The following is a 15,838-nucleotide window of genomic DNA, read 5'->3' as shown; positions in this document are numbered from 1 at the left end:
GGCGCGGCCCGGTCGCGTGGCCCCGGTCGGCGCGCACGCCGTGCGGCACGGCCGCGCGCTGCGCGAGCGACAGCAGCGCGTCGAGGACGAGCGCGAGGACGGCGACCAGGACCGCGCCGCCCAGGACGACCTCGTAGCGGCGCAGGCTCAGGCCGGTGATGATCGGCAGGCCGAGCCCGCCGAGGTTGACGTACGCGGCGATGGTCACCGTGGCGACGACCTGGAGCACCGCGGAGCGGAACCCGCCGACGAGCAGCGGCAGCCCGAGCGGGACCTCCACGCGCCACAGGATCTGCGCCTCGGTCATCCCCACGGCCCGCGCGGCGTCGATGACGCGCCGGTCGATCGCCTCGAACCCCGCGTACGCGCCCGCCAGCAGCGAGGGGATCGCGAGGATCACGAACGTGACGGTGGCGGCCTCGGGCTTGTGCAGCACCCCGAACAGGAGCACGAGCAGGACCAGCAGGCCGAACGACGGGACGGCGCGGGCGGCGCCGGAGAACGCGACGGCGACCTCCCGGCCCTTGCCGGTGTGGCCGATCGCCCAGCCCAGCGGCACCGCGATGACCGCGGCGATCGCCACCGCGATCGCGGTGAAGTACAGCTGCTGCGCGAGCAGGTGCTGGAGCGCGTTCGGCCCGGTCCACTGCTCGGGCGCGAAGAGCCACGCGAACGCGTCGGAGAGGAGGTTCACGCCGCGGCCTCCACAGAGGACCGGCGGGCGGGGACCCTGCTGTGGACCCACGGCATGAGCCGGCGCCCGGCAAGCATGAGCAGCAGGTCGACCAGGAGCGCGATCACCGCGACCGCGACGATCCCGGCCAGCACCTCGGGGATGATCCGCCGCTGGAGGCCGTTGGTGAACAGGTAGCCGAGGTTCGTGACGCCCACGAGGATGCCCACGGTCGCCAGCGAGATCGTGCTGACTGCGGTCACCCGCAGGCCCGCGAGGATCACCGGCCCGGCCAGCGGCAGGTCCACGGCCCAGAACCGGCGCCCGTCCCCGTACCCGACCGCGGTCGCGGACCGGCGCACCGCCGGGTCGACCGAGTCGAGGCCGTCGGTGACGGCGCGGACCATGATCGCGATCGCGTAGATCGTCAAGGCGATCACCAGGTTCGTCTCGCTGGTGGCCGGATAGCCCGCGACCACCGGCAGGATCATGAGCAGCGCGAGCGACGGGATCGTGTACAGCAGCCCGGTCACGGTGATGACCCAGCCGCGCAGGAGCCGGTACCGCCACGCGACCCAGCCCAGCGGCAGCGACAGCAGGAACCCGGCGACGATCGCGATGACGCTCTGCCGCAGGTGGTCGAGCGCCAGGGTCCCGATCAGGTCGAGGTTCGCGGACACCCACTCCATGCTCAGGCCCCGTCTTCCACGAGGACGCCCTGCGTGCGGCCCTCCGCGTCGACCAGGACCGGGCCGTGCGGCGTCTGCTTGACGCGCAGCGCGCGCTTGCCGCGCTCGGCGCCGATGAACGCCGCCACGAAGTCGTCGGCGGGGTTCTCGGTGATCTCGCTGGGGCTGCCGGTCTGGAGCCGCTGCGCGCCCGCGGCGAGGATCGCGACCTGGTCGCCGAGGAGGAACGCCTCGTCGATATCGTGGGTCACGAACACCACGGTCTTGTCGAGGTCGCGCTGCAACCGGATCAGCTCGGTCTGGAGCTCGGCGCGCACGATCGGGTCGACGGCCCCGAACGGCTCGTCCATGAGCAGGATGTTCGGGTCGGAGGCGAGCCCGCGGGCGACGCCCACGCGCTGCTGCTGCCCGCCGGAGAGCTGGCTGGGGTACCGGTCAGCCATCGACGCGTCGAGCCCGACGACGTCCATGAGCTCCAGTGCCCGCGCCTTTGCGGCCCTTCGGGTCTCGCCGTTGAGGCGCGGGACGGTGGCGATGTTCTCGGCGACCGTGAAGTGCGGCATGAGGCCGCTGTTCTGCATGACGTAGCCGATGCTGCGCCGCAGCGCGACCGCCTGCTTGGCGGCGACGTCCTCGCCGTCGATCTCGACGGTGCCGGAGGTCGGCTCGACCATCCGGTTGATCATGCGCAGCAGCGTGGTCTTGCCGCAACCCGACGACCCGACGAACACGGTGGTCTTGCGCGAGGGGATGACCAGGTCGAACGAGTCGACGGCCACCGTCCCGTCAGGGAATCGCTTGGTGACGTTGCGGAACTCGATCATCGGGCCCCTCCGGGTGCTCGGACTGCGCGGGACCGCGGCCGTCGAGCGCACCTCACCCCGGCCGACCGGGCCTGCGCCCGGGATCGGGCCCCGGGCGCTCACGCGACAATACCCGACCTGTACGACATCCGAACCTTCTCGACGACACCGGTTTCCCCGCGCGGATCCGCTCGGTGCGACCGCGGCCCCCGCGCCCCGCTTCGGCGGTATCGTTGGCGCCGAACACGGGCGAGAGGGGTCGGACATGCCGGAGCAAGTGGACGTCGTCGTGGTGGGCATGGGCCCCGGAGGCGAGTCGGCCGCGGCCGAGCTCGCCCGCGCCGGACTCGCCGTCGTCGGCGTCGAGCGCCGCCTCGTCGGCGGCGAATGCCCCTACTACGGGTGCATCCCCACGAAGATGATCGTCCGCGCCTCCGACGCGATCGCCGAGGCCCGCCGCGTGCCCGCCCTCGGCGGGACCGCCGACGTCGCCCCCGACTTCGCGACCGTCGCGCAGCGCATCCGCGGCGAGGCCACCGACGACTGGAACGACCAGGTCGCCGCCGACCGCTTCACCGACGCCGGCGGGCGCCTCGTCCGCGGCGAGGCCGTCATCACCGGCCCCGGCGCGATCCGTGTCGGTGAGCAGGAGTTCGCGGTCGCGAAGGCGATCATCCTCAACTCCGGCACCGAACCGGCCGTCCCCCCGATCCCCGGCCTCGCCGACACCCCCTACTGGACGAACCGCGACGCCGTAGCCGCGACCGAGGCCCCCGAGTCGCTGATCGTCCTCGGCGGCGGCGCGATCGGTGCCGAACTGGCCCAGGCGTTCTCGCGCTTCGGCACCAAGGTCACCGTGTTCGAGGCCGCCGAGCGCCTCCTCGCGCTCGAAGAGCCCGAGTCCGGCGAACTCGTCGCGAAGGTCTTCCGCGAGGAGGGCATCGCCGTCCACACCGGCGCGGCCGTCGGGTCCGTCGCCCACGACGGGGACCGCTTCGCCGTCACCGCGGGCACCGTGACCGTTGAGGCCGACCGCCTCCTGGTCGCCACCGGCCGCCGCCCGAACATCCGGGGCCTCGGCCTGGAGGCCGTCGGCGTGGACGCGAGCGGCCGCTCCCTCGACGCCGACGAGCACCTGCGCCTGACCGACGGCGTCTACGCGATCGGCGACATCGTCGGCCGCGGCGCGTTCACGCACATGTCGATGTACCAGGCGAAGATCGTCACCGACCACGTCCTCGGCAACGAGAACGCGGGCGCCGAGTACCACGCCGTGCCGCGCGTGACCTTCACCGACCCCGAGGTCGGCGCCGTCGGCGTCACCGAGCAGCAGGCCCGCGACCAGGGCCTCGCCGTCGCGACCTCGATCTCCGAGATCCCGAACTCCTCGCGCGGCTGGATCCACAAGACCGGCAACGAGGGCTTCATCAAGCTCGTCGCCGACTCGGGGCGCGGCATCCTCGTGGGCGCCACCTCCGCGGGCCCCACCGGCGGCGAAGTCCTCTCGATGCTCACGCTCGCAGTCCACGAGCGGATCCCGATCTCCAGCCTGCGCCGGATGATCTACGCCTACCCGACGTTCCACCGCGCCGTGGAGGACGCCCTCTCGCGCCTCTGACCCCGCCGCCGAACCCGAACGCCGCCGCTGATCCGGCGGCGTTCGGTTGTGTTCGGGAAGCGCGCGGACCGGTCCGGGCGCGGGCACACTGTCGGCGTGAACCTTGAGATGCGAGAGATCGAAGCGTTCCTGACGGTCGCCGAGGAGCTGCATTTCGGTCGCGCCGCCGAGCGCCTCGCCCTGTCCACCTCCAGGGTCAGCGCCCTCATCCGCACCCTCGAACGCCGCGCCGGGGCCGCCCTGTTCGAGCGCACCAGCCGCACCGTGCGCCTCACCCGCGCCGGCGAGCACCTGTTCGCCGAGTTCCGCGCCGCGTACGTGCGGATCGAACGGGCGCTCGCCGAAGTCCGCGACGCCGCCGACCCCGCCGGGAAGGTCATCCGCGTCGGCTTCGCGACCACCCTGCCCGAGAAGGTCCCGCAGGCCCTGGTGCAGGCCTTCGAGCACGCCTACCCGCAGGCGCGCGTCGTCCAGTACGCCGCCCCGACCACCGACCTCTTCCGCTGGCTCGAAGGCGACCGGCCCACCTGGCAGGTTGACGTGTTCGCCACCTGGATGCCCGTCGAGGACTCGCCCGAGCCCGACCTCGCGATCGGCCCCGTCGTCCAGCGCGTGCGCCGCGCCGTCATGCTCGGCGTCGACCACCCGCTCGCCGAACGCGCCGTCGTCGACATCGAGGACCTCGCCGACCACGAGGTCGTCTACCCCCAACTGCCGCAGTGGTACGGCGCCGCCTGGACCCCGCAGACCACGCCCGCCGGGCGCGAGATCCGGCTGCGCCGCGTCACCGCCGAGTACATCGAGGACGTGCTCCGCCTCGTCGCCGAGCAGCAGCTCGCGCACCTCACGTTCATGTCGCTCCTGGACTCCTACCACCGGCCCGGCGTCGTCGTCCTCCCGCTCATCGGCCTGCCGCCGATGCCGGTGCGCCTGGTGTGGCCCCGCTCCTCCCGCAACCCCCTCGTGCAGGCGTTCGCCGACGTCGCCGCCGAGCACAGCCGCGGCGCGGGCTGGACCGTCTAGATCGTGTTGCGAGGCAACACGCGCGTCCTGCGATTCGCCCTTGTTCCGACCCCTGACCTGCGGCATCGTAAGAGCCATGAGCAACGAGCACCGCATCGAACGGTTCACCGTCGACATCGCCGACGCCGACCTGAAGGACCTCCAGGAGCGCCTCGCGCGGGTCCGCTACGCCGACCAGATCCCCGGCCCCTACGGCGTCAGCACCGAGCGGGTCAAGCACCTCGTCGAGTACTGGCGGGACGGTTACGACTGGCGCGCATGGGAAGAGCGCCTCAACGCGCACCCCCAGTTCACCACCGGGATCGACGGGCAGAACGTCCACTTCGTCCATGCCCGCTCCGAGCGCGAGGACGCCTTCCCGCTCATCCTCACCCACGGCTGGCCCGGCTCGGTCGTCGAATTCCTCGACGTCGTCGAACCCCTCACCGCCGCCGGGTTCCATCTCGTCATCCCCTCGATTCCCGGCTTCGGCTTCTCCGGCCCGACCACCGAGCCCGGTTGGGACAACCAGCGCATCGCCCGCGCCTGGGCCGAGCTGATGGCCCGCCTCGGCTACACCCGCTACGGCGCGGTCGGCAACGACGCCGGGTCGATGATCTCCCCGGAGGTCGGCCGCACCGACCCCGAGCACGTCGCGGGCGTCCACGTCACCCAGGTGTTCTCCTTCCCCAGCGGCGACCCCGCCGAGTTCGAGGGCCTCGCCCCCGAGGACTTCGCGACCCTGGAGACCCTCGACCACTTCATGAAGCACAAGTCCGCGTTCAACACCCTGCACTCCCAGCAGCCGCAGACCCTCGCGCACGCCCTCGCCGACTCGCCCGTCGGGCTCCTCGGCTGGAACGCCCAGCTCCTCGACGAGACCGTCGACGACGACTTCGTCCTCACCAACGTCGCCGTCTACTGGTTCACCGGCACCGCCGGGTCCTCCACACGCCTCTACTACGAGAACGCCCAGGCCGAGGCCCCGACCGCCCCCACCACCGTCCCGCTCGCCCTCGCCGGCGCCTCCGGCGACTTCCACGGCATCCGCAACTTCGCCCAGCGCGACCACGCCGACATCCGCTCCTGGAACATCTACGACCAGGACTCCCACTACCTCCACCACGCCGCCCCGACCGAACTCGCCGCCGACATCGCCGCCTTCTTCAACGGCCTCCGCTGACGACCGAAGCAGGGCCGGTCGAATCCGACCGGCCCTGCTGTGCGCATGCGGCGGCCTCAGAAGGGCCAGTCGGCGTTGCGCCCCGCCTCCAAGAGGCCGACCATTGCGAACGCCGCGTCGGTGAGGCCGCCGAAGGTGTGGCGGGTCCGCGTGCCGGAGGGCGCGTGGCCCATCCGGTACCCGGCGAGGTTCCAGGTGTAGACCATCCGGTGCTCGGGAACCGCGGCGGTGACGTCGAGGGCGCCGCCGGCGTGAGCCTGCTCGTCCGTCAGGATCACGACCCGGTCCTGGCCCGCGTAGTGGCGGCGGACCGCGACCTCGGTGTCGGTGCCGCCGCCGATGAAGAACCCGTCGGACCTCCACCGGTCGACCGACTTCAGCAGCGACTCGCCCTTCCTCGGCGGGAACACCATGGTGCCCTCGTGCCCGCGCCAGCCGTTCGAGAAGGACACCACGTCGGCGGCCTCGCAGCGCCGCGCCAGCGCGAGTCCGAACACGGTGGCGGCGTCCCATCGCATCAGCGACCCGTCGCGGGAGAAACGGGAGTTCATCGACCCCGACGTGTCGACCAGGATCAGCGTCCGGCCGCTCAGCTCGGGGAGGCTCGCGAGCGAGTGGTCGAGCGCCTGTCCCAAGGCGTGGCCCCAACGCAGCGACGGCGCGGCCCGGTAGGCCGAGAGGAACCGCATCGGCAGCTGCCGGGACCGCGCGACCTCGCTGGGATCGGCGAGCTTCGCGGCCACTGCGGCGGCGACCTCGTCCGGGACGTCGGCCTCGTCGAAGTTCCGGAGGTTGCGCAGCAGCGCCATGTACCCCATCGTCGGGACCAGCGCCGCCCACAGCCTGCCCTTGTCTATCCGGGGACCGGCCAGCGAGAGCGCGTCTTCCCAGGTCATTCCCGCCTCGCGCAACCGGTCCGTATCGAGCATCGCCTCCGGGCGGTCGCGGGCCTCGGCCCGCAGCGACCGGTCGGCGAGGATCGTCCGGAGGCTGTCGGGTACGGACTCGTCGCGTCCGTACCGGCGGTCCAAGATGTGCTGGAACAGGTCGCTCTGCCTGTTGGTCGCCGCGGCGGCGTGGACGAGGTTGAGGACGTCGCCGAACCGGTAGCCCTTCGAAGCGGTGTCGTACTTGAGGACCGACCGCTCGTTGTAGAGCCGGACGGCGGCGTCGGCGATGCCGCGCTTGACGGGCTTCGGGACGGCGCGGCCGTATGCGGAGGTCCAGTAGGCGAGCGCCTCGCCGGGCTCGTCGGCCCGCTGGAGCACCGATGCGACGATCTGCCGGCCGCCGGGGACGCCGTGCTCGGCCATCGCCTTGGCGGCTTCGAGTCCGCCGACGAGCGCCGCTGACCGCAGGTTTGCACCGGTCCGCAGCCATGCGAGGAACCTGGCGGTCCAGTCGGCGTTCTCGACCGCGACGGCCCGCACGAGCTCGGCGAATCGGTTGTCGCGGCCGTCGGCGGTCTCGTAGAAGGTCTGCTCGCCGACCATGTTGGTGACGGCGAGTAGGAACAGCTCCGACTTGGCGTCGCGGGCGTATCCGGGGGCGCCTTGAGCGGTGCGGCCCGAGGGGGCGGGCTCGCTGCTGACGGGCGATGCCAACGCGGGCTTGGTCTTCGGCTTGTTGAACTTGGGCACGGGGGTCCTTCCGACGGGAACGAGACGGAAGAGCGAGCGCCCGAGATCAAGTCGGCGCGGGAGCACGTCTGCTCTAGGCCGCTGAGCTAACCGCCCGTGTGGGCGGTCCGGGATTCGAACCCGGGTCTTCCACTGAAAAGGTGAAGGAACCCGCACCTGCGCACCGGGCGCTCGTTGTCCACGTCTTGCCTCCCAGAGCGCCGGCCGAAAAGGAGCCGTATCCGGAGCGGCGCGCCCGAGGTCGGAGACGGCGGCGGGACGCTGTCTGGTGCTCGATCCGATCGAGCTGCACCGCGCTTGCGCGCGATGACGGGAGTCGAACCCGCAACCTCCAGATCCGAAGGAACCCACCGCCTGCGCACCGGGCGCACCGCATTCCGGAATTGGCTCCCCCGAGACCAGACCGCCTGCGGGAAATCAAAGCGAATGAAGGAACCGCAGACTGCGCACCGGGAGATGCGTTCCTCAATGTACAGGGCCCCAACGCATCCGCGCGACCGAGAATTCGCCTGCCGATGGAACCGGTCGGTCGGTGCGGGGGTCTGTGCGGTACCTGGGACCTTCGGTCCCGGGTACGACTGCGGCGCTCCCGCGCCGCCTTCTACTGTTTGACCCAGTCCCCGCAGCCGTCGGTCTGGAAGTCCCAGCCCTCTTCCAACGTCACTGTCGGGTTCCCTCCTCCAGGAAGGTCGTTGTCGACGATATCCGAGCCATTAGATCCGGTTTCGAGGGTCGCCCAGTAGCAGTCGGAACTGACATTCGTGGCCCGGTAGGTGCCCGGTTCGACGTCCACGCCGACGGTCCAGACTCCGTCGGTGATCGTGTCCGCGGCTGCCGCCGCCTCCGCCCCGTAGAGCTCGTCCTCCCAGGCCTGCAGTTCCGCCTCCCAGATCGCCGCGTCGATTTCGCGCTGGCTCACCGCTCCTTCTCGCTGGAGCAGTTCGAAATGCTCCTCCTCGGCAGGGTCGACGGTGACGGTCTCCGTGACCGTCACGGTTTCAGGCGTCGAGATCGCGACCGCGCCGACCGCCCCGGCGCCGATCGCGCCGCCGGCGACCGCAGTGGCGATCGGAATCGCCCAGACCGGCAGAAGACGTTTCAGCCTCGCCGCGGGTGCAGGTGTGGGTTCGGATTCGGCGGGAGCGTCCTCCCGGGTCTCACTGTTCGGTTCCGTCTCGGGTTCGGTGCTCATGAGGGATGGCCTTTCGTGCGGTGCGGTCCGGTGCGCATGGGGACGATGGCCGGGACATCGCCCAGGCCTTCGTGTTCGTCGGCTTCATGCGAGCTCGGGTGGTGAATGCCGGCTACACGCGACGGCGAGTGGACCCGTTGCGGATCGCTCGTCATGCCACCCGTACGAGTGATGGCCGAGGGCGCATCGAAGCGATCGGGACCCTCAGGGACCGCCGGCTGTCAGGGTGCATTCCCCTCAGACCGGCGGCCCTGCCGCCAGGTCTCCATGAGCTGCATCCCCTGCAGGTTGATGATGACCCCCAGCGCGAACATGAGCCCCGCGCCGGGCAGCGCCGCGACGAACGCGAACCCGTAGGTCCCGAAGCTCGCGAAGATCCCCACCAGCAGGGTCAGCACCCCGATGGCGAACATCCAACCGGCGGTTCTCCCCGCCCGGTTGACCGCCTTCTCTATCTCAGTGTCGAAGTCCCTCATCGACTCAGCGTATGGACTCCCGCTCGCGCACGGAGTCCGCCGAACGCGCGGTCGTTCCAGCCGTTCGTGTGCTTTCTCGACACGGCGGATCCGCCTACCGTCGGTGGATGGAGAACAAACGACCCCTCGACAACCCCCTGCTCACCGGAATGGTCACGACCGGCGCCTGTGCGCTCGGACTCGGCGTGATCATCTGGCTCGCCACCACCGACTTCGACTCCAGCGCCATGTACGGCGGGGTGGACGTTTCCAACCCCGCGGGCCAGTTCGTCGGCGCCTCGATCGCGGGCTTCGGTCTGATGCTCCTTGCTCTCGGCTGGACCGCAGCCGTGATCTGCCGCCAGATCCGCGACACAACCGCCGCCTCCGAGGAGCGCTGATCGAGAGAGGAAAGCCAAAAGGCCGGTCGAATACGACCGGCCTTTCTGTATCTGCTCCCCAACTTGGACTCGAACCAAGAACCTGCCGATTAACAGTCGGCTGCTCTGCCAATTGAGCTATTGGGGAAGGTGTTCTGCCGTGCGGCGAACCGGATACGAGATTACAGGAGCGGTGGGGGCGGGTGCCACCGGGGTGGGTGTGGCGTGGGCCCCGGGCGGGTGGATTCGGGGGGTGCGTTTCGCGCTTGGTCCGGCGGGGCACTCCTGAATGCGGCAGAATGGCCGCTGTGTGCGGGGACGCACAGTCGACGAGGCAGCGTCCGGCCCGAGGGTCGGCCGGGGGAGGCAAACATGCGGAAGTGGTATCTCGTAGCCGGGTTCGCGGTCGGGTACATCCTGGGGGCGAAGGCCGGCCGGGAGCGTTACGACCAGATCGTGGACTACACGCGCCGGGTGACCGGCAACGACAAGGTCCAGCAGGTCGCGTCGTCGGTCCGCAACCAGGCGGGCAAGGCGGTGAACGCGGCGCAGGACAAGATCAAGGACACGAAGTTCGGCGAGATCATCGAGAACTTCACGACCAGCGCCGACGAGCCTCCGAAGGCCGAGCCCTGGGACTCCGCCGGGGTCACGACCCCCGCCCGGAGCGACCGCGCCATCCGCGAGGACTCGCCCGGGTTCTGAATACCTTGAGCACGTGAAGAGGGCCGGGGTCCCAAGCCCCCGGCCCTCTCTTTTTCCTATCCCTCAATCGGTCAGGCCTACTTGACGACGGCGCTCAATCCGAGGTCCGCCACGTTCCTTCCGGCCTTCGCCGTCCACACGCCTTCGACGCGCTGCCATGCGTGCTTCTCCTCGTTCCAGTACTGGAACGAGCGCTCTTCGAGCTCGATCACCACTTCGACCTCCTCGCCCGGCCCTGCCTCGATCGCGGCGAAGCCCGCGAGGCGGGTCTGCTCGATGCCTCCCGGGATTTCGACGGACTCGTCGGGGGAGAGGTAGAGCTGGACCACTTCGCGGCCCTTTACCGCGCCTTGGTTTTTGACCTTCACCTTGGCCGAATTGCCCTCGATTTCGAGGGACTTGTACTCCCACTCGGTATAGGAGAGGCCGTGGCCGAACCAGAAGGCCGGTTCAGTCGTGCCGCGCTGCTGCCAGGCGCGGTAGCCGATGAAGACGCCCTCGTCGTAGTGGAGTTCTCCCTCGGGAGTGGGGACGACCTGGGTCACGGGTGCGTCCGCGAGGGTCTTCGGCCAGGTCGTCGTCAGGCGGCCGCCGGGTTCGGCGCCCAGGAGGACCTCGGCGAGGGCGTTGCCGCCCTCCTGGCCGGGGAACCAGGTGAGGAGGATGCCGGCGACGGAGTCGGCCCAGGGCATCTCGACCGGGGAGCCGGTGTTGACGACGACGATCGTGTTCGGGTTGGCGGCGGCGACGGCTGCGACGAGTTCGTCCTGGCGGCCGGGTAGGCGCAGGTCGGTGCGGTCGAAGCCCTCGGATTCGGTGAGGGCCGTGGTGGAGACGACGACGATGGCGATCTCGGCGTCGCGGGCGGCGGCGACCGCGGATTCGATCAGCGCTTCTTCATCGGGCCGCGGCTCGGTGTGCATGAGCCCGAACAGGACCGAGGGCGGGAACCCGGGCGGGAAGTCGAACGGCGCGAACTCGTGGCGCAGCTCCAGGGTCTGCCCCTCGACGAGGTCGAGGCGGATCCGCTCCACACCGGGCCCGAAGAACGCCTCGAACGGGTCGTCGCCGGTGAACTCCTGGTCCTGGTCGAACACGGTCTCGCCGTCGATGACGAGCTTGTGGTGCCCGAAGCCGCGGGTGCCGAAGACGTGCTCGCCGGTCTTGGCCGCGGTGTAGCGGCCTTCGAGGAGCGCGAAGCCGAACTCGTCGGCGGTGAGGCCGCCGGGCACGTACCCCATCCACTTGACGTCGCCGTTCGCGAGCGGCTCGGCCGGGAGCGCGGTGCCGTCCTTCTTGACGGGCCGCGCGGTCAGCTCGAAGCCGCGGCCCGCGGCCTGGATCTGCTCGAACAGGTCGACGCCCTGCTCGTAGACGACGCGGTCGCCGAGCTTGGCGCGCAGGCCGTCGAGCGGGGAGACCACGCGCGGCGGGAACACGGTGGCGGAGCCGCCGCCGAGGATCCGGGCCTCGTCGGCGGCCGGGCCGATGAGGGCCAGGCGGTGGATGACGTCGGGGTGGAGCGGCAGGATCGTGGTCTCGTCGCCGGCGGGGACGTCGTTCTTGGCGAGGACGAAGGACCGGCGGGCGATCTCGCGCAGGAGCGCGTCGGGGTCCTCGATCGCCTCGATGCGGCCGGTGACCGCGGCTTCGACGCCGTCGAGGGCGCCGACGCGGGCGGCGAGCTTGAGGATGCGGCGCACGTTCGCGTCCACGGCTTCCTCGGTGGTGCGGCCCTCGCGGACGGCGTCGACGAGCTGCTTGCCGAACACGGTGAGCGGGCCGGGCATCGCCAGGTCGAGGCCGGCCTCGACGTCCTCGACGGTGTGGCGCGCGGCGCCCCAGTCGGAGACGTTGAACCCGTCGAAGCCGAACTCCTCGCGCAGGACGTCCATGAGCTCCTTGTGCGCGGTCATGGTGGTGCCGTTGACCGTGTTGTACGCGGTCATGACGCCCCACGGGTTGACCGCGGCGGCGACCATCTCGAAGGGCCGCAGGTACAGCTCGCGCAGGGCGCGCTCGCCGATGACGTTGTCGACGGTGAACCGGTCGGTCTCGGCGTCGTTGGCGACGTAGTGCTTCATGGTGGTGCCGACGCCGTGCTCCTGGACGCCCGCGACGTACGCCTCGGCGATGCGCCCGGTCAGGTACGGGTCCTCGCTGAACGCCTCGAAGTGGCGCCCGCCGAGCGGGGACCGGTGCAGGTTGATCGTCGGCGCGAGGAGCACGTCGACGTCCTTGCGGCGGGCCTCGGCCGCCAGCAGGTTCCCGATGCGCCGCACCAGGGCCGGGTCCCACGACGCGGCCTGGGCGGTGGGGCTCGGCAGGGCCAGGGACGGGTCGGCGGCGGTCCAGAAGCGCCCGCGCACGCCGATGGGCCCGTCGGAGACGGTCATCGACCGCAGGCCCGCGTCGGGGGCGGCGAGGGTCCGCCACATGTCGATGCCGGCCAGCAGGTCGGCCTTGGTCTCCAGGTCCAGCTTCGCGAGCGCGGCCTCGACGGCCTCGTCGTAGCCGGGCCCGTCGGCGGGGACGGTCCATTCGGTCATGGTCCAGCCCTTCCTTTCTCTCGGTTTCCTTCGCAGGGGCGTCACCGTACGCTCTTCACCCGGCTCACGGCGGCCACCGCGGCGAGCGCGAAGCCGGAGCAGATGAGGAAGAGCAGCGTGTAGTCGCTGTCGCCCGCGGCGACCAGGGCGGCGGCGAGGGGCGGGAGGATCGCCAGTGGCGCGCCGTTGGCGAGGTTGGCGACGCCGAGGTCCTTCGCGGGGGCGTCGCGGTCGGGGAGGGTCTGGAAGACGAGGACGCCGTCCATGGCGCCGAACAGGCCGCCCGCGAGGGTGATGAACGCCTGGCCGGCGAGGATCTGCGGCAGGCCGTCGGCGAAGGCCATGACGACCAGCCCGGTCGCGGCGAGGAGCCCGGCTGCGACGACGAAGGGGCGGCGGCGCCCGATGCGGTCGGAGACCCACCCGGTGGTGAGGGCGACGGCGGTCTGGACGCTGAAGTTCGCGGTGAAGACCAGGCCGACGACGGCCGCGGCCTCGGCGGCGGAGAGGCCGAGCCGGGCGGCGAGGTAGAAGACCATGTAGCTGGAGGGCGCGGCGAGCCCGGCGGTGAAGCAGAACTTCGTCAGCCACACCCACCCGAACTGGCGGTGGCGGCGCGGGTCGAACCCGAACGTCCCGACGAACTCCTTGAGCGAGAACGGCTTCCGGGGCGCGTCCACTGGCGGGTCGTGGAGGGTGAGCACGAAGGCGCCGGTGCACACGAGGACGAGGGCGCACGGGAGCAGGAACATGACGGTGGTGTCCTGCGTGATCGCGGCGATCAGCGAGCCGGTGAGGAACCCGCCGGTGATCGCGGCCCCGAAGGCGCCGGAGACGCGGCCCTGGTCCTTCGCGGGGACCAGTTCGGGGACGGTCGCCATGGTCGCGGCGAGCGCGGCGTTGAACCCGGCCTGGGCGAGGAGCCAGCCGAGGACGAGGGTCCACACGTGCGGGGTGAGCGCGATGACGGCGGTCCCGGCAACCCCTGCGAGCGCGCCGAGCGCGATCCAGGGGCGGCGGCGCCCGAAGCGCGAGCGGGTGCGGTCGGACAGGCGCCCCCACAGGGGGTTCCCGAACATGCCGACGAGGACGCCGGTGGTCAGGACCAGGGAGTACACGCCTTCGTAGTCGTCGCCGGCGATCTGGGGGACGCGGATGGCGAGGGTGAGGATGCCGGGGGTGAGGAGCGCGGTCCACAGGCTCCAGTTGGAGAGGGCCGCGCTGAGGACGAAGCCGCGGGGCGCGGTGAGCGCGGGGGCGGCCGCGGGGTCCGGGTCGAGCGCCATCGCTCGGGCTCCTCTGCATGACAAGGGGGGACGAGGGGGAGTACCAAGGAGTCTGCCACGTTCGCCGAGTGACCGGTAGTGCTTGTTACCGAATCGTGATTACCTATGCTGGGGGCCCATCGAGACCGAGTCCAGAATCGGGGCGCGCCCATGACGAACCCGCCGAGGCCGCACGGCGTCCGCCACGGCGCCCGCGGGCAGGCCCGCCGCGAGGAGATCGTCCGGGCCGCCATGGAGGTCATCGCCGAGCGCGGCTACCGGGGCGCGAGCCTCGCCGCCGTCGCCGAGAAAGTGGGCCTGACGCAGCAGGGCCTCCTCCACTACTTCCCGTCCAAAGAGGACCTCTTGATCGCGGTGCTCACCATGCGCGACGAGTGGGACTCCGGCGAGCGCGTCATCGGCGAGGACCCCATGACGATCAGCCAGGCCATCGGCGTCGTCGAGGCCAACTCGCACCGGGCCGCGATCGTGCGGACCTTCTCGGCGCTGCTGGGCGAGTCCGTCACCGAGGACCACCCGGCCGGCCCGTACTTCCGGGAGCGCTACCGGCTGGTGCGCCGCGACATGGCGATCACGCTGCGCGGCCAGTGGGGTGACCGGCTCCCTTCCGGGATCACCCCGGAGGAGGCCGCGCCGCTGCTGGTCGCGATCATGGACGGTCTCCAGTTCCAGTGGCTCCACGAACCCGAAAGCGTCGACATGCCCGCGTCCTTCCGCGCCTTCCTCCGCCTCATCGACCCCGAGGCCGGAGCGTGACGCTGCCCGCGCTCGGCGCGCTCGCCTGCCCCAACTGCGGCCAGGGCCTCGACCAGGCCGACCGCCGCCTGTCCTGCCCGGACGGCCACTCCTTCGACCTCGCCAAGCAGGGCTACGCGCCGCTGCTCGCGCCCGGCTCGAACGCGACCACCGGCGACACCGCCGACCAGGTCGCCGCCCGCGAGGAGTTCCTCTCCTCCGGCGCCTACGACCCGCTGCTCGCGGCGGTCGCGGCCGCCTCGGTCACCGACGCCCCCGGCGTCATCATCGAACCGGGCTGCGGCACCGGCCACTACCTCGCCGCGGCCCTAGCCAAAGACGCTGGGCGCGAAGGCATCGGCCTCGACACCTCGAAGTACGCGCTGCGCCGCTGCGCCAAGCGCGTGGTCTTCGAAGAGCAGGGTCCCGGGGACGACGAACCGCGGCGAGCCGCCGGAACTCAGATGCGACTCGCCGCGGTGCTCGCCGACGCGTGGAATCGACTCCCTGTACGCGACGGCGCCGCCGCCGCGGTGCTGAACGTCTTCGCCCCCCGCAACGCCGACGAGATCGCACGCGTCCTCCACCCAAGAGGCGCTCTGGTGGTCCTGACCCCCCGGCTGGACCACCTCCGCGAACTCGTCGACGCCTTGGACTTGCTGAGCGTCGACCCCGCTAAACCGCAGCGGACCGCCGACCAGCTCAGCTCGGTGTTCGAGGCCGAGCGGACCGACGAGATCTCCTATTCGATCGGCCTCGGACACGAGGCCGTACGTCTGCTCGTGGGGATGGGGCCGAGCGCCCGCCACCACGGCGCGGCCGAGCTGGACGCGGCCGTGGCCGCCCTGCCCGAGCGCGTCGACGTGACCGTCTCGGCGACCGTCACCCGCTGGCTCAAGAAGAGCTGAGAGCGGCCTGCGAGCCGGCC

General features: G+C 71.2%; 15 protein-coding genes and 1 tRNA gene. 7 read left to right on the top strand and 9 right to left on the bottom strand.

The features are described 5' to 3' along the window. The 3 genes from DI269_RS25595 to DI269_RS25585 form a co-directional block, all read right to left on the bottom strand. Positions 1–694 (bottom strand): ABC transporter permease (locus tag DI269_RS25595; RefSeq protein ID WP_112141308.1); only part of this gene is annotated, 694 nt, incomplete at its 3' end. Beyond that, a complete protein-coding gene (locus DI269_RS25590; RefSeq protein WP_112141306.1) occupies positions 691–1,362 on the bottom strand; it encodes an ABC transporter permease in 672 nt (223 codons plus the stop codon). The genes DI269_RS25595 and DI269_RS25590, both read right to left, overlap by 4 nt. A 2-nt stretch (positions 1,363–1,364) precedes the next feature. Beyond that, complete coding sequence (locus tag DI269_RS25585; RefSeq protein WP_112141304.1) at positions 1,365–2,186, bottom strand: ABC transporter ATP-binding protein; 822 nt, start codon at positions 2,184–2,186, stop codon at positions 1,365–1,367. 244 nt (positions 2,187–2,430) lie between these two features. On the opposite strand from DI269_RS25585, the gene DI269_RS25580 reads away from it, so the two are divergent. The 3 genes from DI269_RS25580 (at position 2,431) to DI269_RS25570 (ending at position 5,968) form a co-directional block, all read left to right on the top strand. Next, entirely contained in the window at positions 2,431–3,783 is a 1,353-nt protein-coding gene (locus tag DI269_RS25580) for a dihydrolipoyl dehydrogenase family protein (protein WP_112141302.1), read from the top strand. A 96-nt stretch (positions 3,784–3,879) separates the two neighbouring features. After that, on the top strand, positions 3,880–4,806 hold the full coding sequence (locus tag DI269_RS25575; RefSeq protein ID WP_157975207.1) for a LysR family transcriptional regulator: 927 nt from the start codon (positions 3,880–3,882) through the stop codon (positions 4,804–4,806). A gap of 76 nt (positions 4,807–4,882) precedes the next feature. After that, entirely contained in the window at positions 4,883–5,968 is a 1,086-nt protein-coding gene (locus DI269_RS25570; RefSeq protein WP_112141298.1) for an epoxide hydrolase family protein, read from the top strand. Between the two features lie 56 nt (positions 5,969–6,024). On the opposite strand, the gene DI269_RS25565 is transcribed toward DI269_RS25570, so the two are convergent. The 3 genes from DI269_RS25565 to DI269_RS25555 all read right to left on the bottom strand — a co-directional run bounded on the left by DI269_RS25565 (position 6,025) and on the right by DI269_RS25555 (position 9,276). Beyond that, a complete protein-coding gene (locus DI269_RS25565; RefSeq protein WP_112141296.1) occupies positions 6,025–7,608 on the bottom strand; it encodes a TROVE domain-containing protein in 1,584 nt (527 codons plus the stop codon). 601 nt (positions 7,609–8,209) lie between these two features. Further along, positions 8,210–8,800: a hypothetical protein gene (locus tag DI269_RS25560; RefSeq protein ID WP_112141294.1), complete on the bottom strand. Its 591-nt coding sequence runs from the start codon at positions 8,798–8,800 to the stop codon at positions 8,210–8,212. Between the two features lie 221 nt (positions 8,801–9,021). After that, complete coding sequence (locus tag DI269_RS25555) at positions 9,022–9,276, bottom strand: phage holin family protein (RefSeq protein ID WP_112141292.1); 255 nt, start codon at positions 9,274–9,276, stop codon at positions 9,022–9,024. Positions 9,277–9,383: 107 nt separating this feature from the next. Here DI269_RS25555 and DI269_RS25550 point away from each other — a divergent pair, with 107 nt between their 5' ends. After that, positions 9,384–9,656: a hypothetical protein gene (locus DI269_RS25550; RefSeq protein ID WP_112141290.1), complete on the top strand. Its 273-nt coding sequence runs from the start codon at positions 9,384–9,386 to the stop codon at positions 9,654–9,656. A gap of 54 nt (positions 9,657–9,710) precedes the next feature. Here DI269_RS25550 and DI269_RS25545 read toward each other — a convergent pair. Continuing rightward, positions 9,711–9,783, bottom strand: a tRNA-Asn gene (locus DI269_RS25545). A 224-nt stretch (positions 9,784–10,007) separates the two neighbouring features. On the opposite strand from DI269_RS25545, the gene DI269_RS25540 reads away from it, so the two are divergent. After that, the gene (locus tag DI269_RS25540) at positions 10,008–10,340 is read left to right on the top strand and encodes a YtxH domain-containing protein (protein WP_112141288.1); all 333 of its coding nucleotides are present in this window, start codon (positions 10,008–10,010) and stop codon (positions 10,338–10,340) included. A gap of 77 nt (positions 10,341–10,417) precedes the next feature. Here DI269_RS25540 and DI269_RS25535 read toward each other — a convergent pair whose 3' ends face one another. Further along, entirely contained in the window at positions 10,418–12,889 is a 2,472-nt protein-coding gene (locus tag DI269_RS25535) for a glycoside hydrolase family 3 C-terminal domain-containing protein (RefSeq protein ID WP_112141286.1), read from the bottom strand. A 41-nt stretch (positions 12,890–12,930) separates the two neighbouring features. Continuing rightward, positions 12,931–14,175 (bottom strand): MFS transporter, encoded by a 1,245-nt coding sequence (locus DI269_RS25530; protein WP_112141284.1) that lies wholly within the window; start codon positions 14,173–14,175, stop codon positions 12,931–12,933. A 150-nt stretch (positions 14,176–14,325) separates the two neighbouring features. Between DI269_RS25530 and DI269_RS25525 the strand changes: the two genes are divergently transcribed. Then, entirely contained in the window at positions 14,326–14,931 is a 606-nt protein-coding gene (locus DI269_RS25525; protein ID WP_112141282.1) for a TetR/AcrR family transcriptional regulator, read from the top strand. After that, on the top strand, positions 14,928–15,818 hold the full coding sequence (locus DI269_RS25520) for a putative RNA methyltransferase (protein ID WP_112141279.1): 891 nt from the start codon (positions 14,928–14,930) through the stop codon (positions 15,816–15,818). The genes DI269_RS25525 and DI269_RS25520 overlap by 4 nt, the downstream gene beginning before the upstream one ends. Positions 15,819–15,838 lie beyond the last annotated feature (20 nt).

It is taken from the genome of Glycomyces dulcitolivorans (assembly GCF_003265355.1).
GTDB lineage: Bacteria > Actinomycetota > Actinomycetes > Mycobacteriales > Micromonosporaceae > Glycomyces > Glycomyces dulcitolivorans.
This window is presented reverse-complemented; position numbering and strand designations above follow the sequence as displayed.